Source organism: Streptomyces sp. NPDC026246, from assembly GCF_055567995.1.
On the sequence record NZ_JBVHPJ010000015.1, the window covers coordinates 13,174 to 36,849 of the forward strand.

The 23,676-nt window shown below is 73.4% G+C and carries 25 protein-coding genes; 18 read left to right on the plus strand and 7 right to left on the minus strand.

Annotated features, from left to right (window positions below; all coding sequences use genetic code 11):
* Window positions 1-122: 122 nt before the first annotated feature.
* Window positions 123-431 (minus strand): antibiotic biosynthesis monooxygenase family protein, encoded by a 309-nt coding sequence (locus ACZ4M5_RS29720; protein WP_467741292.1) that lies wholly within the window; start codon window positions 429-431, stop codon window positions 123-125.
* Window positions 432-565: 134 nt separating this feature from the next.
* Between ACZ4M5_RS29720 and ACZ4M5_RS29725 the strand changes: the two genes are divergently transcribed.
* The 13 genes from ACZ4M5_RS29725 (at window position 566) to ACZ4M5_RS29785 (ending at window position 14,154) form a co-directional block, all read left to right on the plus strand.
* Window positions 566-1,597, plus strand: a complete 1,032-nt coding sequence (locus tag ACZ4M5_RS29725; RefSeq protein WP_467741294.1) for an ATP-binding cassette domain-containing protein — start codon at window positions 566-568, stop codon at window positions 1,595-1,597.
* A complete protein-coding gene (locus ACZ4M5_RS29730; RefSeq protein ID WP_467741296.1) occupies window positions 1,594-2,418 on the plus strand; it encodes an ABC transporter permease in 825 nt (274 codons plus the stop codon). The genes ACZ4M5_RS29725 and ACZ4M5_RS29730 overlap by 4 nt, the downstream gene beginning before the upstream one ends.
* 40 nt (window positions 2,419-2,458) lie before the next feature.
* Window positions 2,459-5,302: a DEAD/DEAH box helicase gene (locus tag ACZ4M5_RS29735; RefSeq protein ID WP_467741298.1), complete on the plus strand. Its 2,844-nt coding sequence runs from the start codon at window positions 2,459-2,461 to the stop codon at window positions 5,300-5,302.
* Window positions 5,302-6,606, plus strand: coding sequence for an SWIM zinc finger family protein (locus ACZ4M5_RS29740; protein WP_467741300.1), 1,305 nt, complete (start codon window positions 5,302-5,304; stop codon window positions 6,604-6,606). The genes ACZ4M5_RS29735 and ACZ4M5_RS29740 overlap by 1 nt, the downstream gene beginning before the upstream one ends.
* Window positions 6,607-6,775: 169 nt before the next feature.
* Window positions 6,776-8,269, plus strand: a complete 1,494-nt coding sequence (locus tag ACZ4M5_RS29745) for an AMP-binding protein (protein ID WP_467741302.1) — start codon at window positions 6,776-6,778, stop codon at window positions 8,267-8,269.
* Between the two features lies 1 nt (window position 8,270).
* Window positions 8,271-8,534, plus strand: a complete 264-nt coding sequence (locus ACZ4M5_RS29750; RefSeq protein ID WP_467741304.1) for an acyl carrier protein — start codon at window positions 8,271-8,273, stop codon at window positions 8,532-8,534.
* 2 nt (window positions 8,535-8,536) lie between these two features.
* Window positions 8,537-9,580 (plus strand): anthranilate phosphoribosyltransferase, encoded by a 1,044-nt coding sequence (locus ACZ4M5_RS29755; RefSeq protein ID WP_467741306.1) that lies wholly within the window; start codon window positions 8,537-8,539, stop codon window positions 9,578-9,580.
* Complete coding sequence (trpA, locus tag ACZ4M5_RS29760; protein WP_467741308.1) at window positions 9,573-10,508, plus strand: tryptophan synthase subunit alpha; 936 nt, start codon at window positions 9,573-9,575, stop codon at window positions 10,506-10,508. Before ACZ4M5_RS29755 ends, trpA begins: the two co-directional genes overlap by 8 nt.
* Window positions 10,509-10,524: 16 nt before the next feature.
* Window positions 10,525-10,899 carry an ectoine synthase gene (locus ACZ4M5_RS29765; RefSeq protein WP_369193212.1) on the plus strand — a complete coding sequence of 125 codons (375 nt, stop codon included), beginning with the start codon at window positions 10,525-10,527 and terminating at the stop codon, window positions 10,897-10,899.
* Window positions 10,899-12,038: an acyl-CoA dehydrogenase family protein gene (locus tag ACZ4M5_RS29770; RefSeq protein ID WP_467741310.1), complete on the plus strand. Its 1,140-nt coding sequence runs from the start codon at window positions 10,899-10,901 to the stop codon at window positions 12,036-12,038. The genes ACZ4M5_RS29765 and ACZ4M5_RS29770 overlap by 1 nt, the downstream gene beginning before the upstream one ends.
* A 39-nt stretch (window positions 12,039-12,077) precedes the next feature.
* The gene (locus tag ACZ4M5_RS29775; protein ID WP_467741312.1) at window positions 12,078-12,755 is read left to right on the plus strand and encodes a transglutaminase-like domain-containing protein; all 678 of its coding nucleotides are present in this window, start codon (window positions 12,078-12,080) and stop codon (window positions 12,753-12,755) included.
* Window positions 12,755-13,423, plus strand: a complete 669-nt coding sequence (locus tag ACZ4M5_RS29780; RefSeq protein WP_467741314.1) for a phosphoribosylanthranilate isomerase — start codon at window positions 12,755-12,757, stop codon at window positions 13,421-13,423. Before ACZ4M5_RS29775 ends, ACZ4M5_RS29780 begins: the two co-directional genes overlap by 1 nt.
* Window positions 13,420-14,154, plus strand: coding sequence for a beta/alpha barrel domain-containing protein (locus ACZ4M5_RS29785; protein ID WP_467741316.1), 735 nt, complete (start codon window positions 13,420-13,422; stop codon window positions 14,152-14,154). The genes ACZ4M5_RS29780 and ACZ4M5_RS29785 overlap by 4 nt, the downstream gene beginning before the upstream one ends.
* A 33-nt stretch (window positions 14,155-14,187) precedes the next feature.
* Here ACZ4M5_RS29785 and ACZ4M5_RS29790 read toward each other — a convergent pair whose 3' ends face one another.
* Complete coding sequence (locus ACZ4M5_RS29790) at window positions 14,188-14,772, minus strand: DUF2269 domain-containing protein (RefSeq protein WP_467741318.1); 585 nt, start codon at window positions 14,770-14,772, stop codon at window positions 14,188-14,190.
* Window positions 14,773-14,948: 176 nt separating this feature from the next.
* Between ACZ4M5_RS29790 and ACZ4M5_RS29795 the strand changes: the two genes are divergently transcribed.
* From ACZ4M5_RS29795 to ACZ4M5_RS29810, 4 genes are read left to right on the plus strand one after another with little or no spacing between them, the layout of a single operon-like run.
* Window positions 14,949-15,797: an NAD(P)H-binding protein gene (locus ACZ4M5_RS29795; RefSeq protein WP_467741320.1), complete on the plus strand. Its 849-nt coding sequence runs from the start codon at window positions 14,949-14,951 to the stop codon at window positions 15,795-15,797.
* Window positions 15,794-16,837 carry a zinc-binding dehydrogenase gene (locus ACZ4M5_RS29800; RefSeq protein ID WP_467741322.1) on the plus strand — a complete coding sequence of 348 codons (1,044 nt, stop codon included), beginning with the start codon at window positions 15,794-15,796 and terminating at the stop codon, window positions 16,835-16,837. The genes ACZ4M5_RS29795 and ACZ4M5_RS29800 overlap by 4 nt, the downstream gene beginning before the upstream one ends.
* A 43-nt stretch (window positions 16,838-16,880) precedes the next feature.
* Complete coding sequence (locus tag ACZ4M5_RS29805) at window positions 16,881-17,324, plus strand: ester cyclase (RefSeq protein WP_467741324.1); 444 nt, start codon at window positions 16,881-16,883, stop codon at window positions 17,322-17,324.
* A complete protein-coding gene (locus ACZ4M5_RS29810; RefSeq protein WP_467741326.1) occupies window positions 17,321-18,241 on the plus strand; it encodes an MBL fold metallo-hydrolase in 921 nt (306 codons plus the stop codon). The genes ACZ4M5_RS29805 and ACZ4M5_RS29810 overlap by 4 nt, the downstream gene beginning before the upstream one ends.
* Window positions 18,242-18,313: 72 nt before the next feature.
* On the opposite strand, the gene ACZ4M5_RS29815 is transcribed toward ACZ4M5_RS29810, so the two are convergent.
* Genes ACZ4M5_RS29815 through ACZ4M5_RS29825 form a run of 3 tightly spaced genes read right to left on the minus strand, consistent with a single transcriptional unit; the run spans window position 18,314 to window position 20,487 of the window.
* Window positions 18,314-19,192: an NmrA/HSCARG family protein gene (locus ACZ4M5_RS29815; protein WP_467741328.1), complete on the minus strand. Its 879-nt coding sequence runs from the start codon at window positions 19,190-19,192 to the stop codon at window positions 18,314-18,316.
* Window positions 19,193-19,207: 15 nt separating this feature from the next.
* Window positions 19,208-20,083, minus strand: a complete 876-nt coding sequence (locus tag ACZ4M5_RS29820) for an SDR family oxidoreductase (protein WP_467741330.1) — start codon at window positions 20,081-20,083, stop codon at window positions 19,208-19,210.
* On the minus strand, window positions 20,053-20,487 hold the full coding sequence (locus ACZ4M5_RS29825) for a SnoaL/DnrD family polyketide biosynthesis methyl ester cyclase (protein ID WP_467741332.1): 435 nt from the start codon (window positions 20,485-20,487) through the stop codon (window positions 20,053-20,055). The genes ACZ4M5_RS29820 and ACZ4M5_RS29825 overlap by 31 nt, the downstream gene beginning before the upstream one ends.
* Window positions 20,488-20,674: 187 nt before the next feature.
* On the opposite strand from ACZ4M5_RS29825, the gene ACZ4M5_RS29830 reads away from it, so the two are divergent.
* Complete coding sequence (locus ACZ4M5_RS29830) at window positions 20,675-21,541, plus strand: class I SAM-dependent methyltransferase (protein ID WP_467741334.1); 867 nt, start codon at window positions 20,675-20,677, stop codon at window positions 21,539-21,541.
* A gap of 245 nt (window positions 21,542-21,786) precedes the next feature.
* On the opposite strand, the gene ACZ4M5_RS29835 is transcribed toward ACZ4M5_RS29830, so the two are convergent.
* Window positions 21,787-22,542, minus strand: coding sequence for an SDR family NAD(P)-dependent oxidoreductase (locus ACZ4M5_RS29835; RefSeq protein WP_467741336.1), 756 nt, complete (start codon window positions 22,540-22,542; stop codon window positions 21,787-21,789).
* Window positions 22,543-22,549: 7 nt separating this feature from the next.
* Window positions 22,550-23,626, minus strand: coding sequence for a serine hydrolase domain-containing protein (locus ACZ4M5_RS29840; protein ID WP_467741338.1), 1,077 nt, complete (start codon window positions 23,624-23,626; stop codon window positions 22,550-22,552).
* Window positions 23,627-23,676: the final 50 nt, after the last annotated feature.

Consider the following 23,676-nt stretch of genomic DNA (forward strand, 5'->3'; position numbering starts at 1 on the left):
GGACCCGTGTACCTTATCCCCCCCCCCGCTGTGGGGGTGGGCGGCGCGCTGCGGCCGCGGCCCACCGGCGCGGGGGCGCCCCCCGCACCGGGGGGCCGCCCGCTCGCCTGTGCGCGGGGCGCTCAACTCATCGGGGTGGTGGCCGCGGTGCGTTCCATCACCGGCGCGTACAGGTTCGGCTCGCTGGTGCTCAGCGTGCGCAGGGCGGCGGCGTGCGGGACGAAGTCCGGGTGCGTGACGGCCGCCCGGAAGGACTCGGTGTCCGCCCACTCGGCGATGTTGACGTAGCTGCCCGGCTGCTCGCTGTGGCGCAGCAGCCGGTGGCTGAGGAATCCGGGACGCTCCCGGAAGAAGGCCGAGGTGTCGTCGAAGAGCCGCTCGAACTCCTCGGCCGGGCCGGTGACCGTGAAGCGGTTGATGAAGGTGACCACGTGCTCCTCCGTGCCGGTGGGCGTGCGCTGACGTCCCGACGCTTCCGCCTGCCGCTCGAGCGGGACTCGAAGGCGGGCCGAGCGGCCGCCCCCACACTGCACAGCACGTCATCCATCTCTGCGGAAGGACATCCATGGGATCCGAACACGCGATCCTCGCCGAGAACCTGTGCAAGCGGTACGGCGAGGCGCCGGCCCTGAACGGGTTTCATCTGCGGGTGCGGGAGGGGACCGTCCACGGGCTGCTCGGGCCCAACGGCGCGGGCAAGACCACCGCGGTGCGCATCCTGTCCACGCTGGCGCGGCTGGACGAGGGCCGCGCCGAGGTCGCCGGGTTCGACGTGGTCCGCAGCAGCGCGCAGGTGCGGGCCAGGATCGGGTTGCTCGGACAGTACGCTGCGGTCGACGAGGTGCTCAGCGGCCGGCAGAACCTGGTGATGTTCGGCCGGCTCCACCACCTCGGCAAGCGGGCGGCGGGGGAGCGGGCGGACGCGCTGCTGGAGCAGTTCGGGCTCGCCGGCACGGGCGCCAAGCAGGTGAAGGACTACTCGGGCGGTATGCGTCGGCGCCTCGACCTGGCGGCCAGCCTGATCCTCGCCCCCCGGGTGCTGTTCCTCGACGAGCCGACGACGGGGCTGGACCCGCGCAGTCGCAACGAGGTGTGGGCGGCGGTGCGTTCACTGGTCGACGACGGCACGACGGTGCTGCTCACCACGCAGTACCTGGACGAGGCCGACCAGCTCGCCGACCGGATCTCGGTCATCGCGTCGCCGGGCGGCGCCGGCGGGCGGGTGATCGCCGAGGGTACGCCCGACGAGCTGAAGTCGGCCATCGGCGGCGACCGGATCGACGTCACGGTCCGCAACGCGGCCGACCTGGGCACCGCGGCCGAGGTGCTGGCGCGGATCACCGGCCGGGACACCGACACCGACGCGGAGAGCCGCCGCGTGGGCGTGCCGGTCCAGGACCGGGTCGTCGCGCTGACCGAGACCGTGCGCGCGCTGGGTGACGCGGGCGTGGTGGCCGAGGACATCGCGCTGCGCCGCCCCACCCTCGACGAGGTGTTCCTGCACCTCACGGGCGGGCGGCCGGACACAGGCGACGACCCGGGGACCCGAGCGGTCCGCACCGACCGTGACGAGAACAAGGAAGAGGTGACGGTGTGACCACCGCAGCCCCGCAGCCCACGACCGGGACGGGCGGGGTCCGCTGGGCCCTGTCCGACTCCTGGGTCCTGACCGGCCGTTCCCTGGCCCACTGGGCCCGCAACCCCGCGCCGGTCGTCATCGGGCTGCTCTTCCCGATCATGATGGTGCTGATGTTCGGGTACCTGTTCGGCGGCGCCATGCAGGTGCCCGGAGGCGGCAGCTACCGGGAGTTCCTGGTGCCGGGCATGTTCGCCATGACGATGGTCTTCGGCATCGAGGTGACGATGCTCGCCGTGATCAGCGACGCGGCCAAGGGCGTCACCGACCGCTTCCGTGCCATGCCCACGTCCTCCGGCGCGGTGGTCACCGGCCGCAGCATCGCCGACATGCTCAACTCGGTCCTCGGACTGACCGTGATGATCCTGTGCGGCCTGGCTGTCGGCTGGCGGGCGGACAACGGGACGGGCCGGGCCCTCGCGGCCGTCGGACTGCTCCTGCTGCTGCGCTTCGCACTGCTGTGGGTGGGCATCTACCTCGGACTCGTCTTCACCGACACGGCCGCCGTGACCGCCGTGCAGACCCTGGTGTGGCCGCTGGGCTTCCTGTCCAACGCGTTCGTCTCGCCGGACACCATGCCGGGCTGGCTCGCCGCGGTCTCCGAGTGGAATCCGCTGTCGGCGACGGTGACGGCGACCCGGCGGCTGTTCGGCAACCCCGGCTGGGACACCGGCACCTGGGCGTCGGATCAGGCCATGCTCATGGCCGTGATCTGGCCGCTGATCATTATCGCGGTCTTCTTCCCGCTGTCCGTGCGACGCTACCAGCGGCTCGGCCGCTGAAACCGGTCACGCCGGGCAGACGAAAGGACTCACAAGGAACATGGCAGTGACGACAGGTGCGCGCACCGGCGACCTCACGCGGTGCGCCGTGCTGTTCGAGGCGGCCGACCCGCCCCGCGCCGGCACAGTGGTGTTCTGGGACGCGCAGGGCGGCTTACCACCGGCCGGCGCGGACCCACGGGGAGACGCCGGCGAGGCCGACGTTGTCGGCGTCGAGGACGGGGTGCCCGTCACCCGCACCGTCCCGGTCGTGCGCCTGCCGGTCGCCGACGCCCTGCCCGTCCTGGCCCGCGCGGCCCGGCCGGGAGCCGAGGAGGTGCACCCGGCCGCCGCCTTCTGGGGACGGGCGGCCGCGATCGCCCTGCACCTGGCGGCCCGCGAGCGACTGCTGCCGGGCGTCAGCGGGGCCGGGTACGACGCCTGGCGCACCGGGCCCCTGGACCTGGACGACGTGGGACGCGTACGCGACCTGGCGGCCGCCGCGCCGCCCGAGGCGTATGCCACCGCGCTGCCGGGCACGGCCGGTGCGGGTGTCCGGATGCCGGAACCGGAAGGCCTGGTACGGGCGTTCCTCGACGCCGTCGCCGACGCGCTGCCGCGCACCCCCGCCGCGCACGCGGCGACCGGCCGGGCGGCCTTCGCCGCCGTCGAACCCCAGCACGTGCCGCAGCTGCGGGCCTGGGCCGAGGAGATCTCCGCGGGACTCGACTCCGGGGTACGGGTCTCGCTGCGGGTCGAGCTCACCGAGGGCACCGCAGGCGGTGACGGTCCCGGAGGGGAACCGCCCGCCCTGCGGCTCGTGCCGCGCGCCCACAGCCTCGCCGACCCGACCCTCGCGCTCGACGCGGGTGAACTGTTCGCGAGCGCCGACCACGCGCTGGGCCCGCGCGCCCAGGCCGACACCGTGCTCGCCGTCCGCCGCGCCGCGGGCGTGTGGCCACCGCTGGAGCGGCTGCTGCCCGTGCCGCGCGCCCTGGACCTGTCCGACCGGGACGTCACCGACCTGCTGGGTGAGGGGGCCGGCCGACTGCGGGCCCACGGCATCGACGTTCTGTGGCCCGAGGACGCCCACCGCCCGCCGACCGCCCGCGCCGTCGTCGGCGCCGATCTTCCGCCGCCCACCGACCTGCGTTCCTTCTTCGGCGGCGACGGCACGGTCGACCTTCGCTGGCAGTTCGACCTCGACGGTGATCCGCTGACCGAGGAGGAGACGGCGGCGATCGCCGCGGGCCGGCCCCTGGTACGGCTGCGGGGCCGGTGGATCCTCGTCGGCGCCGGCCTCGCCCGCAAGGCACGCGACCGGCAGGTGGGCTCCCTCACCGCGATCGAGGCCCTCGCCGTCGCCCTCAGCGGACACACGCGGATCGGCACCGAGCAGGTACCCGTCGCCCCCACCGCCTGGCTCCAGGCGCTGCGCGCCCGGCTGTCCGACCCGGACGGCGGCGACGAACCCGTCCGGCAGCCGGCCGCACTCACCGCCACGCTGCGCGACTACCAGCTGCGCGGCCTGCGGTGGCTGGACCGGATGACCTCACTGGGCCTCGGCGGCTGCCTCGCCGACGACATGGGCCTGGGCAAGACCCTCCAGCTCATCGCGCTGCACCTGCTGCGTCGGGAGGCGGGCGGCCGCGGCCCCACGCTGGTCGTCTGCCCGGCCTCCCTGCTGGGCAACTGGCAGCGGGAAGTGGGCAGGTTCGCCCCCGGCACCGCCGTGCGCCGCTACCACGGCGCCGGGCGCACCCTGGACGGAGCCGACGACGGGTTCGTGCTGACGACGTACGGCACCATGCGGCTGGACGCCGGTCAACTGGCCCAGCACGCCTGGGACATGGTCGTCGCCGACGAGGCCCAGCACGTCAAGAACCCGCACTCGGGGACCGCGAAGGCGCTGCGCCTCATCCCCGCCGACGCGAAGGTCGCGCTCACCGGCACACCCGTGGAGAACAGCCTGTCCGAGCTGTGGGCGGTCCTGGACTGGACGACACCCGGGCTGCTGGGCGGCTACGGGGAGTTCCGCCGGCGCTGGATGGCGCCGATCGAGGCGGAGCGCGCCGAGGGGCGGCGGGCCACGGCCTCGCGCCTGGCCGGTCTCGTCCGCCCCTTCCTGCTGCGCCGCCGCAAGTCCGATCCGGGCATCGCGCCGGAACTGCCCCCCAAGACCGAGACCGACCGGCCGGTCGCGCTCACCGCCGAGCAGTCCTCCCTGTACCGCACGCAGGTGCGGGAAGTGATGGCGCAGATCCGCGGCAGCGAGGGCATCGCCCGCAACGGACTCGTCCTGAAGCTGCTCACCGGCCTGAAGCAGATCTGCAACCACCCCGCCCAGTTCCTCAAGGAGGAGGGCACGGCGCTCACCGGGCGCTCCGGGAAGCTGGAGCTGCTGGACGAACTCCTCGGCACGATCACCGCCGAGGACGGCGCCGCGCTCGTGTTCACGCAGTACGTCGCCATGGCGCGGTTGCTGGAGCGGCACCTGCGGGAGCGGGGTGTGCCCGTGCAGCTCCTGCACGGCGGCACGCCCGTGCCCAAGCGCGAGGAGCTGGTGCAGCGCTTCCAGGACGGGGAAGTGCCCGTGTTCCTGCTGTCGTTGAAGGCGGCGGGCACCGGGCTGAACCTCACCCGCGCCGATCACGTCGTGCACTACGACCGCTGGTGGAACCCCGCGGTGGAGGCCCAGGCGACGGACCGCGCGTACCGCATCGGCCAGACCAAGCCGGTCCAGGTCCACCGGCTGATCGCCGAAGGCACCGTCGAGGACCGGATCGCCGCGCTGCTGGAGTCCAAGAAGGAACTGGCGGACGCGGTGCTGGGCACGGGCGAGCAGGCACTGACGGAGCTGACGAACGACGAGCTGGCCAACCTGGTCGAGCTGAGGAGCGAGTGATGGGCGAGGCACAGGGGAGCGGTGCACGGGGCTTTCCCGCCTTCGCGGCGCGCAAGGGCGGGCGCGCCCGCGGCCAGTCCTTCTGGGGGAAGGCGTGGACCGAGGCCGTGGAGGACACCTGGCCCGAGGAGGAGTCGCTGAAGAGCGGACGGGCCTTCGCGCGCACAGGGCGGATCGGTCCCGTCACCGTCAGCCCGGGGCGCATCGCCGCGGAGGTGTACGGGGGTGAGTCCGCGTACACGACCGTGGTCACGCTCACGGAGCTGGACGCGGGGGAGTGGGAGCTGCTCTGGGAGAAGGCCGCCGACCGGACCGGCGTCGCGGAGGGACTGCTGGCCGGAGAGCTGCCGGAGGACTTCCTGGAGGCCGTCGAGGACGCCCGGGTGCGGATGCTCCCCGGATACGGCGACCTGGACGCGGACTGCGACTGCGACGCGCTGGAGCACCCGTGCTCGCATGCCACGGCGCTGTGCTACCAGATGGCGTGGCTGCTGGACGCGGAGCCGTGGCTGCTGCCGCTCGTCAGGGGCAGGGGCCTCGACGCGGCCCTGGAGGAGCTGAAGTCGGAACTGCTGCTGCGGGCGATGGCGGGCACGGAGGACGACGGTCCGGAACCCGAGGACGGAGACGACGAGGGCGGCGCCGGGGTGAACGGGCCGGAGGAAGGGGCCGCGGCCGGTCCGCCACCCGGTGTCGACCCCGTCGCGGCGTGGGCTCGGGGCGGTTCGCCGCTGCCCGCTCCGCCCCCGTTGCCCCCCGCCCCGGCCGGCACCGGCGAGCCCGTCACCGGCATCGAGGCCGACCCGCTGGAGCAACTGGTCGCCGACGCGGCGGTGCGCGCGCGGGGCCTGCTCGCCTACGCGCTCGGGCTGACCGCGCAACCTCCGCCGCCCCTCGATGCATGGCAGGACACCGTGCGGATCGCCGCCACGCACCCGGATCCGAGGGTGCCGGAGCGGTTGCGCGGGACCTGCGGCCGGCCGGCCCGTGAGCTGGACCGTGCGGTCGAGGCCTGGCGCGCCGGCGGAGCGGCAGGGCTGGAGGTGCTGGAGCACACCTGGTCGCCGTCCGGCCAGGAGACCGCCCGGGCCCGGGCGGCGCTCTCGGCGGGCTGGGAGGCGGACGAACTGCCCGGGCTGGAGGTCCGGGACAACCACTGGACCCTGGCCGGACAGGGCGTCCAGTTGCGCCTGGGCCGCGACGGACGGTGGTACCCCTACCGCGACGAGGCGGGCACCTGGTGGCCCGCCGGGGAGCCGCACGGCGACCCGGCGGACGCGCTCGTGGAACTGACCGGCGGCTGAGCGCCGCACGGCCCCGGGGGGCCGCGTCACCTGCCCGGTGACGCGGCCCCCCGGCGTACGGCGGGACCCGGCCGCGGGCGGCGAAGTGCAGCGGGGCTCCATCCATCCTCCAGACGGCGCAACCACCATCGGAACCCGCAGGAGTGCAAGGCGAACCGGGGGAGGGGCCGTGGGCGCGAGCGCGGGTGGGACACAGGGCCGTCACGGGCTGCTCGACGGCATCGTCGGGCAGGCACGCCGGACGCCGCGGGCGCCCGCCCTGGTGTGGCGGGACGAGGAGATCGGCTACGGAACGCTGCTGGACCTCGCGGCGCGGGAGCGCAGCCGCATCGCGGACCTGCCGGGCGACGCACCGATCGCGGTACCCGCCGTGAAGTCGCCCGCCACGATCGCCCTGGTCCTGGCCTGCCTGCTTCAGCGGCGGCCGGTGCTGCTGCCCGCCGCGACGCTCGGCCCCGAGGCCCTGGACCGGCTGCACCGGCAGGCCGGTGTCCAGGAGGTTCTGCGGCCGTGCGCCACCGCCGCCCCCGGGCCGCGCGCCGACCCGCCCGCGGACCCCGCGCCGCTCACCGGCCGGCCCGCCCTGCTGCTGACCACCTCCGGCTCCACCGGCCTGCCGAAGATCGTCCCGCTGCACACGGACGCCCTCGACGCCTTCAGCGACTGGGCCGGTGACGCCTTCGGCATCGCACCGGGCACCACCGTCCTCAACTACGCGCCGCTCAACTTCGACCTCAGCCTGCTCGACGTGTGGACCACCCTCGCCCACGGCGGCCGTGTCGTCCTCGTCGACCCCGACCACGCGCTGGACGGCGCCCGGCTGCTCGGCCTGCTCCGGCGGCACGAGGTGCACGTCGTGCAGGCCGTGCCCATGCTCTTCCGGCTGCTGGCCGACGCGGCGGACGCCACCGGGACGTCCCTGCCCGCCGTGCGCCACGCCATGTTCACCGGCGACGCCATCCCCGGGCCGCTGCTCGGCCGGCTGCCCGGCCTGCTCCCCGGAGCCCGGCTGCACAACGTCTACGGCTGCACCGAGACCAACGACAGCTTCCTCCACGAGGTCGACCCCGGTGCCCCCGTGACGACGCCCGTCCCTCTCGGCGCCCCGCTGCCCGGAGTCCAGGCGCTCGTCGTCTCGGCCGAAGGCGCGGTACTCGCGGGTCCCGGCACGGGCGAACTGCTCGTCTCCACACCGTTCCAGACGCGCGGCTACCTCGGTGCCGCCGCCGCCCGGCACGTCTTCGTACCGCACCCCGAACGCGAGGACGGGCGGCGCTACTTCCGCAGCGGCGACCTGGTGCGCAGACACGCGGACGGCTCCCTGACCCTGGAGGGCCGCACCGACCACCAGGTCAAGGTGCGGGGCGTGCGGGTCAACACCCAGGAGGTGGAGCACCTCCTGCTCGGCCACCACGAGGTGACCGAGGCGGCCGTCCTGGCCCTGCCCGACCCCGTCGCCGGCCGCCTGCTGCACGCGGTCGTCCGCCGTTCACCGGGCTCGGGCCTCAACAGCCTGACGCTGCGCGGGCACCTCGCCCGCCGGCTGCCCCGCGCGGCGGTCCCGACCGTGCTGAGGATCACCGACGACGCGCTGTCCCGTACCTCCACCGGCAAGGTCGACCGAGACCGGGTCGCTTCGGCCCACTTCACCAAGGAGAACTGACATGCAGTACGTTCAGGCCGTCCGGGCGTTCGTCGTCGAGGAGTTCCTGCCCGACGTGCCCGCCCACGAACTGGCCGACGACTACGACCTCATGGCCAACGGCGTCATCGACAGCCTCGGGCTGCTCAAGGTGATCGCCTGGCTGGAGGACCGCTACGGCGTCGACACCGACGCCGTCGACCTCGACCCGGAGTCCTTCACCTCCGTCGCGGCGATCGCCGCGTTCCTCGCGGACGCGCCGCGCGAGCACGCGGGGGCCGCGTAGCCATGCACGAGGCGGTCGTCTCGCTCATCGGCCGGGACCGTCCGGTGGAACTGCCGGTGTGGCGGTCCTTCTGGGACCGGCTCCACACGGGAGGACTGCGCCGGGGGGAGGCCACGGCTCTGCTGGCCTCCCTGTCCACCCGGATGCCCGACCGGGTCACCCTGGGCGCGTTCCTCGACTCGCTGGCCGAGCGCCGACCCGCCCGCCCCGCGGACGGATTCGGGCCGGCGGTCAACATCGTCGGCACCGGAGGCGGGCCGCGCACCTTCAACATCTCCACGGCCGCCGCGTTCGTCGCGGCGGCGATGGGGGTGCGGGTCGTCAAGACAGGTTCGCGGGCCTACACCAGCGGCTGCGGTTCCCTGGACCTGCTGGAGCAGCTCGGCATCACACCGACGACGTCGTACGAGCAGACCCGGGAAGTCCTCCAGCGCTGCGGCATCGCCTTCGCCGGGCACTTCGTGTACCCGCGTGAGATCGCCCTGCTGGCACGAGCCGTGGCACCGCTCGACCTGCGGCAGCTGGGCTCCTTCGTCAACACCCTCGGCCCCTTCCTGGCCGACGTGCCGGTGACCGCCCAGGTGACCGGGGTGTCCCGGCCCGCGGTGCTGGACGCCCTGCGGCACGCCGCCGGCCACACCTCCCGCGCCACCGGCCGGACGGTGTGGCTGGCCGACAACGACCCCGGCGCCGACGAGTTCCTCGCCTTCACCACCAACCGGGTGCGGGCCTACGAGAGCGGCGGCGAGGACGAGTTCACGCTCGTACCCGAGGCGCTCGGCCTGGGGGCCGGCCACCTGGCCGACCTGGCTCCGGCGGAGGACGGTGTGCGGGGCGCCGCCTCGCTGTTCCAGGACGTGCTGGCCGGACGCGGCGGCCCGGCGGCCACGCAGACCGTCTGCCTCAACGCGGCCGCGCTCGCGGTCGCGAGCCGGCTGACCGGTGACTGGCACCAGGCGCTGGGCGCCGCGCGCGCCACCCTGCACAACGGCTCGGCGCTGCGGCTGGTCGAACGGCTGCGGACGAGGGAGGCCGCCCATGCCTGACGGTTTCCCCGCCGCACGCGTGCCGGGCCGCGCCCGTGGCCTGCCCCGCCCGCCCGGCGCCCCGGACACCGCCGGGCGGGCGGACCCCCCGGCTGACGACGCCGCGCGGGACGGCGGAACCGGGCCCGGGTTCTTCACGCGACGGCGACCCGGACGGCCCGGGCTGGCCGTGTTCGTCAACGCGGGTGACCCGCCGCTCGACGCGCTGCCCGACCTGGCGGCGATGCTCGACGACGGCGACGTCGACTGCCTCGAACTGGCCGTCCCCTTCCCGGACTCGGTGACCGACGGCCCCGTGATCCGCCGGTCCGCCGACCGGGCGCTGGCCGCGGGCGTCACACTCGGCCGGGTCCTGGACGCGGTGTCCGCCCTGCGGCCCCGGCTGCGCCGGCTGCGGATCGCGCTGCTCGCCGACTGGAGCCACACCGTCAAAGGCCGGGACCTGGCCGACTTCACCCGGTCCGTCGCCGACGCCGGCTGTGACGGACTGCTGCTGCACGGACTGCCGCCCCGGCTGCGCACCGCCCACTACGAGGCCGCCGAGCGCGCCGGGCTGCCCCTCGTCACCACCTGCTACGCGGTCTCCGACGCCGCGACCGCCGCGGAGGCCGCCCGGCACGCCTCCGCCTACCTGTACCTCGTCGCCCACTACGGCCGCAGCGGCACCACCGCCGCACCCGACCACGAGCGGCTCGCCGCCGCCCTCGGCACGCTGCGCGCCGCGACCCGCGTCCCGGTCGCCGTCGGCTTCGGCGTCCGCACCCGCGCCGACATCGCCGTCCTGGAGAGGCTCGGCGCCGACGCCGCGGTCGTCGGCAGCGCGGGCGTGGCCACGATCGAACGGGCCCTGGACACGGGGCGCGACCCGGTGGAGGCGTTCGCCTCCTTCGTCGCACAGCTGCGCCACCCCACCCTCCCCACCACATGACCGAAAGGAACCACTCATGATCGTCCGCGCTCTCGACAGCGTCCACTGCGTCGACTGGGGCAACGGCCTCAGCCGCCGGTTCCTCACCGAGTCCGACGGGCTCGGGTACACCGTCACCGACACGATCGTGCGGGCCGGCACCAAGTCGCGGCTGGAGTACCGGCGTCACCTGGAGGCCTGCTACTGCATCAGCGGCAGCGGCGAGGTCGTCGACATGGCCGGCACCTCCCACCCCATCACTCCCGGCACCCTCTACGCACTCGACCAGCACGACGCGCACTGGCTGATCGCCGGCCCGCACGAGGACCTGCGCCTGGTGTGCATGTTCACCCCGGCGCTGCGCGGCGACGAACGCCACAACCTGGACTCGTCCGAGTTCTCCCAGTACTGATGATCACGTGGACGGAAGAACAGCAGCGGCTGCGCGACGGCCTGGCGCCGCTGCTGGACAAGCTCGGCGCCGGGCACGTCGAGCGTGACGCCGAGGCCGCCTTCCCCCGCGAGCAGTGGGACCTGCTGCGCGCCTCCGGCCTCCTGGGCCTGCCCTTCGACGCACGGTGGGGCGGGCTCGGCCAGGATCTGCTGACCACGATGTACGTCCTGGAGGGCCTCGGTCAGGGCTGCCGCGACGCGGGGCTGAACTTCTCCGTCTGCAGCCACCTGGTCAGCACCGGAGTACCCCTGCACCGGTTCGGCTCCCCGGAGCTGAAGGACCGCTACCTGCCGGGGCTGTGCTCCGGCGACCTGATCGGCGCCCACGCCATCAGCGAGCCCGACAGCGGGTCGGACGCGCTGGCGATGCGCACCCGCGCCGTACGGGACGGCGACGACTTCGTGCTGAACGGCAGCAAGGCCTTCGTCAGCAACGGGCCGGTCGCCGACGTGGTCACCGTGTACGCGCGCACCAGCGACCGCCCCGGCCCGCTCAGCATCACCGCCTTCCTCGTCGACCGCGACACGCCCGGCCTGACCGCCGGCCGGCCGGTCGCCAAGATGGGACTGCGCACGTCGCCGCTGTGCGAGCTGTTCCTCGACGACTGCCGCGTCCCCGCCTCGCGGGTCGTGGGCCGCCCTGGCGGCGGCTTCCTCGTCCTGGACCACGTGATGCGCTGGGAGATCCTGTGCTCCTTCGTCATCAACGCGGGGGAGATGCGCGACCGGGTGGAGCGCTGCACCGAATACGCCCGCACCCGCACCCAGTTCGGCCGGCCGATCGGCTCCTACCAGGCCGTGTCCCACAAGATCGTGGACATGGACGTCGGAGCCGAGACGGCCCGCCACTGGCTGTACTCCACCGCGCGCAAACTGATGGCAGGGGAGAACGTCACCCGGGACATCGCCATCGCCAAACTCGTCACCAGCGAGGCCAACGTCGCCTCCGCGCTCGCCGCCGTCCAGATCTTCGGGGGCAACGGCTACATGGCCGAGTACGGCGTCGAGCAGGAACTGCGCAACTCGGTCGCCGGGACGATCTACTCCGGCACGTCCGAGATCCAGCGCAACCGTATCGCCTCGATGCTCGGCCTCTGAGCACACGTCGACACCCAACGGAAGCGGAACCACGCCACCATGACCCTCCACTCCGCCCTGGCGGCGACCGAGTTCATCGACCACCACAGCCCCGAGGTGCGCGCCTTCGTCCGGGACGCGATTCCGGCGAGCGCCAGCACCCCCACCGAACGGGCCGTGGCCCTGTACTACGCCGTGCGGGACGGCATCCACTACGAGGTGTACGGCGCGGACCTGTCCCGTGCGGGTCTGCGCGCCGGCCAAGTCGTGCGCACCGGCTCGGGCATGTGCCTGCACAAGTCGGTCCTGTACACGGCCGGGCTGCGTTCGCTCGGCATCCCGGCGCGCCTGGTCCTGACCGACGTCCGCAACCACCTCGCCTCCGAGCGGCTGAAGCGGCTGCTGGGAGGCGACGTGTTCCACCAGCACGGGCTCACCTCGGTGCGGCTGGAGGGCCGTTGGGTGAAGGCGACGCCGGTGTTCAACAAGACGCTGTGCCGGCTGTACCGCATGGCGCCGCTGGACTTCGACGGCACCGCCGACAGCCTGCACCACCCCTTCGACCTGAAGGGACGCCGGCAGATGGAATTCCTGCGCGTGCACGGCGAGTTCGACGACCTGCCCTACGAGTGGCTGATCGCCGACCTGCGCGCCGCGCACCCGGGACTGTTCCAGGACGGGCCGGACGGCTCGCGCGACCGGCTCGCGCGGGGCTCACTCGTCGGCGAGGCGGTGTAGTGCTCGTCAAGATCTGCGGTGCGACGAGCGCCGCCGAGGTGCGGGACGTGGCCGACGCCGGGGCCGACCTGATCGGGCTGTGGCACGGAGTGCACGGCGGCCGGTCGGACCTGACCGCGCAACGCCTGACCGAACTCACCGCCGAGGCACGGGCGACCGGACGCATGGAGGCGGTGCTGGTCACCTTCGCCGCCGACGCCGAGGCACTGGCCCGTCTCACGGGCGCCGGCGGCCCCTCGTGGATCCAGCTGCACGGCTACCAGCCGCCCGGCCTGGTCCGCGCGCTGCGGGCACGGGTCCCCGACGGCGTACGCATCGTCAAAGTGCTGCACGTCGACGGGGGTTCCTGTGTGGAGGCACGGCTGATCGGCGCGTACGAACGGGCCGGCACCGACTGCTTCCTGCTCGACGCGGTCGGCGCGGGCGGCCGGGTGGGCAGTACCGCGCTGAGCCTGGACGACGGCACGGTGACCGGGCTGGCCGACCGCATGCAACGCCCCTTCCTGCTCGCCGGCGGACTGGGCGCGGACAACCGCGACCGCTTCCCCGGGACCCTGGCCCACCCCCGGTTCCTCGGCATCGACGTCGACTCGGCCGCCCGCGGCGGGGACGGCCTCCTCGCGGCGGGGAGCGCGGCCGCCGTGACCCGAGCCTGGAGGGCGCCGTGACGTTCACCGACGCGCTGCTGGCGGCCCCACGTCCCGTGATCATGGAGGTCAAACGGCAGGACGCCGACGGCACCGACCTGCTGGGCGCCCGCTCGGTCACCGAGGTCGTCGCCGCCTACGAGGAGGCCGGGGCGCCGTGCGTCTCGGTGGTCACCGGCCGCTGGTTCGGCGGCAGCGAGGCGCTGCTGGAAGAGGTCGCCGCCGCGACGCGCCTGCCCGTGCTCCGCAAGGACTTCCTGACCAGCCGGCGCCAGCTCGAACGCAGCCGTGAACTGGGCGCCTCCGCCGTGCTGCTGACCGTACGGCTGCTGCCCGGCGGCGTCCTGGCGCGGCTGGTGGACCACGCCCTGGACCTCGGGCTGACCCCGTTCGTGGAGGTCGCCGACGCGGCGGAGGCGGCGGCGGTGCCGCGGGCGGACCGGTGCGTGGTCGCCGTCAACAACAAGGACATCGCCACCCGTGAACGCCTGCCCGGTGACCTCGACCGCAGCGCCACGCTGCTGCCGGCCGTGCGGGCGACCGGCACCCGCTGCGCGGTCAGCGCCAGCGGCATCACCGACCCCGCCGACGCGGCCCGGCTGCTCGACGCCGGGTTCCGCGGCCTGCTCATCGGCACGGGTCTGCTGCGCGCCCCGCACCCGGCGCACTGGTGCGCCGCCCTGGACGCCGCACGCGAACGGCCCCCGGCGTCCGGACGCGACCGCGGGCGGACGCGTCCGGCCCGCCGGTGAGGGCGGGCCGGAGACCGAGGACGGGCCGCTGCGTCAGGTGCGGCGGGGGCGGGCCGTGGTGCGGCGGCCACGGGCCGTGCGGCCCCAGGGCTTGTAGACGGAGATGACCGCCGCCGCCGTGAGCAGCACGAACAGGGCGGGCACGCTCCACACCAGGAAGTCCGCGGGCCAGCCCGGGTTGGGGGGCGCCCCGCCCGCCTCGGCCGTGTTCTCGGTGGCCTTCATGACGATCGGGTGGATGACGAACCACGCGAAGATCGTCATGAAGAGGGTGATGACCCATTTGGCGATGATCCACCAGTGCAGCAGCAGACCCCAGGCCGTGCCGCAGGACAGCAGGATGCCGGAGATCGACGCGGTCACGCTGAACACCGTGACGCTGGTGTCGTCGAACACGTACATGGCGTAGTACACGCCCTTGGCGACCGCGGCGTCGTCCGTGGTGAACCCCATGAGGGCCAGGACGGCCATGGACAGCGACAGCCCGACCCAGCCGACGGACGTGACGACGTGCACGGCCAGGGTCAGCTTGCGGCCCCGGCGGCTCAGTTGGAATCTCTTCTTCTTCCGGGCGTCCTGCTGCCCGGTCCTGCCGGGCGTGGTCGTGGGAGCGGACAAAACGCTGCCTCGCCTTCATGTCCTGTGGGAAGTGGTGGCCGTTGCCATGGTTCTCCCCTCCGCTCGAGGCGGGGTCGAGGCGGTCGACCGCCTCTCCGGGCATCCTCCAGCGGCGTTCCCGACGCTGGGCAGCACTTACTGGCCAACGAACTCGTGGAGCAGGCGTGACAATTCTGGTGACAGGTGCAACAGGATCGGTCGGCCGTCATGTGGTCGGGCGGCTTCTGGCCGCAGGTGCCACGGTGCGCGCGCTGACCAGGAACCCGGCCACCGCCGGACTCCCGGAGGGCGTGGACGTCTTCGAGGGCGACCTCACCCGCCCCGACACGCTGCGCGCGGCGCTGCACGGGGTGGAGCGCCTCTACCTCTTCCCGGTCCCGGAGACGAGCCGTGAGGTCGTCGCGGCCGCCAAGGAGGCCGGGGTGCGCCGTGTCGTCGTGCTGTCCTCGTCCTCCGTGCTGGACGAGTCGGGCGACAACCACAGCGGTGAGCACCACCGCACCGTGGAACGGGCCGTGGAGGAGTCCGGCATCGACTGGACGTTCGTGCGTCCCGACGAGTTCGCCACCAACGTCCTGTGGAAGTGGGGCCACTCCATCCGTACCGAGGGCGTGGTGCGGGCCCCGTACGGCAACGCCCCGCGCGTCCTCGTCCACGAGGCGGACGTGGCCGCCGTCGCGGTGACCGCGCTGCTCGAGGACGGGCACGCCGGCCGGGCGTACGTGCTCACGGGGCCCGAGGCGATCACCCAGGCCGACCAGGTGCGGGCCATCTCGGGCGCGCTGGGGCGCGAGGTCCGCTTCGAGGAGATCACGCCCGACCAGGCCCGCGAGCAGATGGGCCGGGTCATGCCCGCGCCGGTCGTGGAGATGGTGCTGGGCTACCTGGCCGCAGCCGTGACCGACCCGCCCGCGGTCCTGGACACCGTCGAGCAGGTCACCGGTGTGCCGGCGCGGACCTTCGCCCGGTGGGCGGCCGACCACGCCGCCGACTTCGCCCCCGTGACCGAGGAGGTGGCCGCATGACCGCCGACGCCGGCATCGGGACCGCGCTCAGCGGCGCGAAGGTCACCATGACGGGCAGCGGCAAGCCCGAGGAACGGCTCGTCACCGCCCGCGAGGCGGCCCCGTCGGCGGGCCGCGGCAAGGTCGTGGTGCGCGTCGAGGCGGCGGGCGTGTCGTTCGCCGAGGTGCAGATGCTGCAGCACCTGCACCCCTTCCCGCCCACGTTCCCCTTCGTGCCCGGCTACGACCTGGTCGGGCGCATCACTGAGGTGGGGGAGGGCGTCACCGGGTGGCGCACCGGCGACCGGGTCGCCGCCATGCCCCGCTACGGCGCCTGGCAGGAGTACGTCGAGACGGCCGCCAAGGACCTGGCCCCGGTGCCCGGGGACCTGGACGCGGCCGAGGCGGTGGCACTGGTCACCAACGGGGTGACCGCGTACCAGATGCTGGACCGGCTGACCGGCCTGGTCCCCGGCGACACCGTGCTGGTGCACGGGGCGAGCGGCGGAGTGGGCTCCCTGCTCACCCGGCTCGCCGTCCACCGCGGCCTGCGGGTCGTGGGCACCGCGTCGCCCGCGAAGCACGACGCCGTGCGCGCGCTGGGTGCCGAGCCGCTCGACTACCGCACCCCCGACCTGACGGCTGCGGTGCGCGAGCTGGCGCCGCACGGAGTGGCCGCCGTCTTCGACCACATCGGCGGCCGGGGCCTGGACGCCGGCTGGGCGATGCTGGCGAGGGGCGGCACGCTGGTGTCGTTCGACTCCTCCGTCGCCGGATACCGGCCGGGACAGTGGTTCCGCCCGCACGTCCCGGCGCTGGTGCGCACGGGCCGGCGCTTCCTGGCGCGCCTGCTGGGCCTGACGGGCGGCCGGCGGATGACGATGTACTACGTCAAGCCGGGCCGGGACTTCAACAGCGCGCTGGACGCCCTGTACGGACTGCTGGCCGAGGGTGTGCTGAAGCCGGAGATCGCCGGCCGCCACCCGCTCGACGGGGCCGCCGCCGCGCTGCGGGAGCTGCTGGACGGACGCTCCGTCGGCAAGCACGTCCTGCTCCCCTGACGCCCCACCCCCTGCACCCCACGACGACCGAGAAGGATCACCGATGTCCACGACACTGACCGAGCCGTCCGTCCAGGAGCGCAACAAGCAGATCGCGCTCGACTGCGCCGCCGCCTGGAACCGCTGGGAACTGGACGGCATCACCCAGCACTGGGCGCCCGGCATCCGGCACTTCTCCGAGGACCGTCCCGTCGACACCGAGCAGATGATCGGGGCGATGCGGGGTGGCCTCGCCGCCTTCCCCGACCTGCACCTGGACGTCAAGAGCGCCGTCTCGGAGGGTGACCGGGTGATCCTGCGGATCACCGTGACCGCGACCCACCTGGGCGAGTTCATGGGCAAGGCCCCGACGGGCAAGAAGGTCACCTGGTTCATGCTGGAGGAGCTGCGCTTCGACGACGCCGGCCGGATCATCGAGCACTACGACGTGTTCAACTACCTGCCGATGCTCAAGGAGCTGGGCTTCGTGCCCGCGGACGTGCTGTGAGCACCGCCGTCGCCCTCGCGGGGGAGCTCACCGAGGTCGCCGACGGGGTGCACGCCTTCGTGCAGCCCGACGGCGGCTGGTGCCTGAACAACGCGGGCCTGGTCGCCGGTGACGACGGCCGCGCCGTGCTCGTCGACACCGCGGCGACCGAGGCCCGTGCGCGGCGGCTGCGCGAGGAGGTGCTGCGCGTGACGGGCACGCCGCCGCGCACCCTGGTCAACACCCACTTCCACGGCGACCACACCTTCGGCAACCACCTCTTCCCGGAGGCCGTGGTCGTCGCCCACGAGCGGACCCGCTCGGACATGGCGGCCGCCGGTCTCCACCTGACGTCGCTGTGGCCGGACGTGTGCTGGGGCGACATCGAACTCGCCCTGCCCGAGGTCACCTTCCGCGACGCCCTCACCCTGCACGCGGGGAGCGTGAGGGTGGAGCTGCTGCACCTCGGTCCGGCCGCGCACACCACCAACGACACCGCGGTGTGGCTGCCCGGGCAGCGCGTGCTGTTCACGGGTGATCTGGTGATGTCCGCAGTGACGCCGTTCTGCCTGATGGGGTCCGTCAGCGGATCCCTGGACGCCCTGGAGCGGATGCGCCGGCTGGACCCGCTCGTGGTCGTGCCCGGGCACGGACCGGTCGGCGGCCCCGAGGTGCTCGACGCCAACGAGGCCTACTTCCACTGGCTGCGCGACCTCGCCCGGCAGGGGCTCGCCGACGGGGCGACTCCCCTGGAGCTGGCCCGCGCCGCCGGACCCGGGCCCTTCGACCGGTTGCTGGACGCCGAACGGCTGGTGCCCAACCTGCACCGCGCCTACGCGGAGGAGCGTGGCGCGGCGCCCGGCGATCCGCTGGACGTCCCGGCCCTGTTCCGGGAGATGACCGCGTACCACGGCGGGCTGCCCACCTGCCGCGCGTGACCCCGCGCCTGCGAAACGCCGGTGGCCCTCCCCCAGGGGAGGGCCACCGGCGTCTCACGTGCGGCGGACGCGTCAGACGTCGATGCCCTTCAGGTACGTGGCGAACGTCTGGAGCGCCGGGTGCGCGGCGCGCAGCGCGGGGATGTCGGCGCGGTAACCGTGCTCCTGGAACCACTCGAACATCAGGGCGATCTCGGGGCCGTTCGGGATGTAGGGATTGGCGGCCACCGCGTCCAGGGGCAGCTCCTCGAAGCGGGCCGGCAGGCCGCTGCGGGCGGAGAACGCCTCGGCGATCCCCGTGGCCGTCAGCTCGTCGCCCGCCAGCTCCACGGCCCGCCCCAGGTACTCCTGCGGCCGGTCGAAGGCCTCGGCGGCGAAGTACCCGATGTCGTCCACGGCGATGAACTGCACCCGGGTGCCCGGCTTCAGCGCCAGCCGGACCACCAGCGTGCCGTCCATGTTCTGCGGTCCGTGCGCGGCGAAGTTGTCCATGAAGAACGTCGGGCGCAGCACCGTCGTCGGCACGCCCAGCTCCTCCAGGTACCGCTCGATGTGCCGCTTGGAGTCGAAGTGCGGCACACCGCTGTGCCGTTCGGCGCCGCCCACCGAGCTGTACACCACGTGTGCGACCCCGGTGGCCCTGGCCGCCCGCGCCACCGCCCGGCCCTGGCGGACCTCACCGCCCAGCCCCTTGGGCGTCATGAAGTTCTGCACGGAGAACACCCCGTGCACGCCCGCCATGGCCGCACGCAGCGACGCCTCGTCGTCCAGGTCGCCGGTGACCAGCCGCACGCCGGACGCGGCGAGCGCCCGGGCCCCGTCGGACCGGGGGTCGCGCACCAGCGCGGCCGTGTCCCGGCCGCGCCGCACCAGCTCGCGTGCGGTGGCGCCGCCCTGGAGGCCGGTGGCCCCGATCACCAGGACCGGGCCGTTCGCCTCGGTCTTCGTCATGTCGTTGGCCTTTCCTCAGCCGAACAGCGGCGCGGCGTTGGCGGCCGCCCAGGCACGGTACGGACGGGGGTCGCGGCCGGTGAGGTCCTTCACGGCCGTCGTGGGCCTCGCCCACGGCACGTCGGGGCTGTGCAGTGCGGCCACGTTGGTCACGGCCGCCGGGCGGTCGCCGGTGATGCCGGCGAAGACCTCGACGACCTCCTCCTGTGGCGCCACGGAGAAGTCCAGGCGGCGGCCCAGGACCTCGCCGAGGATGCCGGCCTGCTCCTCGGAGGTGAGGACCTCGCCACCGGTCAGGACGTACGCCCTGCCCCGGTGGCCGTCCCGGGTGAGCGCGGCGACGGCGGCGGAGGCGATGTCGTACTCGTCGATCGGCGCACCGGGGTTGTTGCCGATCCAGCAGCGCACCGAGCCGCTCTCGCGGACGGTCCGGACCCACCACGCGGTGTTCGCGTGGAACGGGCCGGGACGCAGGAACGTGGTCGCGACGCCGGACTGCGTGATCGCCTCCTCGGCGGCCCGGTGCTCCTCGGCGATGCCGTGCGGCAGCGGATGCAGCACGCTCGCCGAGGACAGGAACACGATGTGCTCGACGTCCGCCGCCGCGGCGGCCTTGGCGACGTTGCGTGCTTCCCCGGCCACGTCGCCGGAGAGCACCACCAGCGCCGCGGTGACGCCGGCGAACGCGGCGGTCAGCGACGCGGGGTCGGCCGGGCTGCCGGCCACGACCTCGACGCCCTCGGGCAGGCCCGCCTCCTCGGGCTTCCTGCTGAGCGCCCTGACCTGGCGGCCCTGCGCGCTGAGCTGTTCGACGGCCTCGCGGCCGACCTTGCCCGTAGCTCCGGTGACCAGAATCATGATCAGGCCCTCCAGCCCTGCGGCTCCGGCCACGGCGAGCCGAGCTGACGGTACGTGCCCTGGTAGTCGGGCCAGTCGCGGTGGTCGCGGATCTTGCCGTCGACGAGGCGGATGAGGTGGATCTGCTCACCGGAGAAGCGGCGTCCCGTCGGCGCCATGCCGACCAGCTCCCCGACGTGCCGGCCGTACAGGACGAGGTTCGCACGCACCCAGTCGCCGCGCTCCTCCAGCAGCACCTCCTCCAGGTGCGCCTCCTCGGAGAAGGTCATCCGCAGCCACTTGACGGCCATCGCGAAGGAGTCCGGACCGCGCAGGTCCATGTGCTCCATCGTCGCCGGGTTGAGGTACTCCGGGTGGATGTACTCCGCGACGTCCTCGGTGTCACCGGTGTTGTACGCCTCGATCATGCGGCGTACCGCAGTTATCTGGTCGCTCATCGAATGTCCTCCACGGCTGGCGCCAAGGGCGTCGGTCAATGGCCACATTCTGTGCGGGAAATGGACGGCCCGGCAAGGGAAGAATGGTCGACTCCCCTTGTTCTCCAGGCATATACGGGGCGGCCGTCCACCGGGCCTCCAAGAATTCTCCAGCTGCACGCGTGAGAAGGGCCCCAGCATGTGGCACATGGACACGGACACAGCCACCTACAAGACGAAAGTCACGGCCGCCTTCAATGGGGCCGCGGCGACCTATGACCGGCTCGGAGTGGAATTCTTCACGCCGATGGGAAAGAGGCTGGTGGAATTCGCCGGACCGCATCCCGGCCAGCGGCTGCTGGACGTCGGCTGCGGCCTGGGCGCCACCCTGCTCCCGGCGGCGCGACTGGTCGGCCCCGGCGGCAGCGCGCTCGGCATCGACATCGCCGAGGCCATGGTCGAGGAGGCCGGACGGGAGGCGGTACGGCAGGGCATCGGCAACGTCGAGCTGCGGGTGATGGACGGCGAGCACCCCGAACTGCCCGCCCGCTCCTTCGACCTGGTGCTCGGCAGCTACAGCGTGATCTTCCTGCCGGACGCCCGTGCCGCACTCGCCCGGTATGCCGGACTGCTGCGCGACGGCGGCCGGATCGCCTTCACCAGCCCCGTGTTCACACGGGACACCTTCCCGTTCCTGCCGCCGCTGTTCACCGGCCTGATCCCGATGTCGCTGCTGAACCACCTGCCGGCCGCCTGGCACCCCGAGCAGCTGCGGCGGCAGCTGCACTCCTGGCTGGAGGATCCGGCGGACCTGACGGCCGCGCTGCGCACGGCGGGCTTCGACGACGTCCGGATCGTCGACGAGTCGGTCGACATGACGGCCCGCTCCGGGGAGGCGTGGGTCGACTGGTCCCACACCCAGGGGATGCGCCTGCTGTGGCAGCACCTGCCGGCCGACGAGGCGGCCGCCCTGCGTGCCCGGCTCGTCACGGCCCTCGACGCCCTGCGCGGCGAGGACGGCCTGATCCACATCGACGTCCCCGTCCGCTACGTCACGGCCGCGGTCGCCCGCTGACCCGCGCACGGCGCCGCGACGAACGGGGCGCGGCGCACACGTCACCCCGGGCACGCACAGGGCGGCACCACCGGTCACCTCGGTGGTGCCGCCCTGCGCGTGTCGGCGCGACGCCGTACTCGCAGACGCTGGGAGGCGCCTCCGGCCGGCCCCGTACGCGCCCGGCCGCCGCCCACGCGGAACGCCCGGCTGGGCGACCCAGCCGGGCGTTCCGCGGTACTACTGGCCCCATGGGCGCCGCCCCGTCAGGTGACCGACAGCGCGCCGTCCACCGCCAGGACCGTGCCGTTGGCGTAGGCGGCCTCCGGGCGGGTCAGCTGGACGATCCACCAGGCGATGTCCTCGGGACGGCCGACCCTGCCCGAGGGGACCCTGGTCGCCATCCCCTCGAGGAACGCCTCGTACGCCTCCGGGGGCATCCCGGCCCGCACCCCGACCCCCGTGTCCACGACGCCCGGCGCGATGCCGACCGAGCGGATGCCGCGCGGGGCGAGCTCCACGGCCCAGGTGCGGGTGAGGAAGTCCAGGGCGACCTTGGCCATGCCGTAGACGGAGTTCTCCGGCCACGCCCGGCGGCCCAGTGAACCCGCCGAACTGACGTTGACGACGACGCCGCCGGTCGCCTCCAGTGCGTCCAGTGCCCGCTGGGTCAGGAACACCGGAGCGATCAGATTGGTGCCGAGCTGCGCGCGGACGGAATCCCGGTCCAGATCGCCGAGGGAGGCGAATCCCGTGACGGCCGCATTGTTCACCAGGACGTCGAGCCGCCCGAATTCGCGCAGCGCGGTGGAGATGATGAGTTCGGGCGCCTCGTGGTCATGGACGTCAGCCGCCAGCACCCGAATGCGGTCCTGGCCGTCCGCGGTCTCCTTGAGGGTGGCTTCATTACGGCCGACAATGAGCACATGGGCGCCGCTCTCCGCGAATGCGCGGGCCGTCGCCGCTCCGATTCCCGTGCCGCCGCCCGTGACGACGACGGCCTTCTCCACGGAATGCGTCACCGCGACCTCACGAGCACAGCGCGGTGTTGACGCCACGAATGACGGCCTGCTCGGCGTCCGGCCCGAAGTCCTTGTCGCCGATGGTGAACGACAGCTGCACGCGGGCGCTCAGGTCGCGGGTGGTCGCCGCGAACGTGGCGTAGCCGGGAATGCCGGCGCCGTGGCCCCACAGGTCGAGGTCGTCGTCGTTCTCGAGCTTCATGATGCCCAGGCCGTAACCGATGCCCATCGGCAGGTTCTCGATCATCTCGGGCGGCAGCGGGGTGGTCATCTCGGTGAACTCCGGTTCGTTCAGGAGCTCGCCGCCGAACAGCGCGGAGAAGAAGCGGTCCAGGTCCGCGGTGGTGGAGATGATCTCGCCCGCGCAGCCCGCCTCCGAGGGGTTCATCAGCGTGACGTCCACCGGCTCGCCGCCGATCTGCATGTAGCCGCGCGCGTGCGGCTCCGGGATGTTCGGGTCGTCGCCGGGCAGGACGGTCTCGTCCAGCGCGAGCGGTTCGAGGACCCGCTCGCGGATCTCGTCGCGGTACGAGCGGCCGGTCACCTTCTTGATGAGCAGGCCGACGATGAAGTAGTTGGTGTTGCAGTAGGCGAACTTGGTGCCCGGCTCGAACTCCAGCGGCTTGGCGGCCGCGATGGCGATCAGGTCCTCGGGCTCGTAGTGCTTGTAGCGGTCGCGCAGGAAGCGGTCACCGGGCTTCTGGAACGAGTCCATGTAGTTGTACAGGCCGCTGGTGTGCTGCATCAGGTTGCGGACGGTGATCTTCTCGCCGTACGGCAGCAGACCCGGCAGGTAGCTCTCGACGGTGCGGTCGAGGTCGATCTTGCCCTCGGCGACGAGCTGGAGCACCACCACGGCCACGAAGGGCTTGGTGATGCAGGAGATGCGGAAGCGGCCGTCGGCGGGAACGGGACGGTCGGTGCCCAGCTCCGCGATGCCGGACGTCACCACGAAGGACTCCTCCCCCCGGGCGACCCGGAACTGCACGCCTCCGGCTCCGGCTTCGACGAGCCGGTCCGCGGCGCCCTGGACGGCCTGCTGAAGGGCCGAGACCTCCGGCCGGGCGATCGTCGTCTGCGTCATGTCGGGAAACCCCCATGGTGGCTGTCGGTTCTTTCGGCAGAGGCTGACCG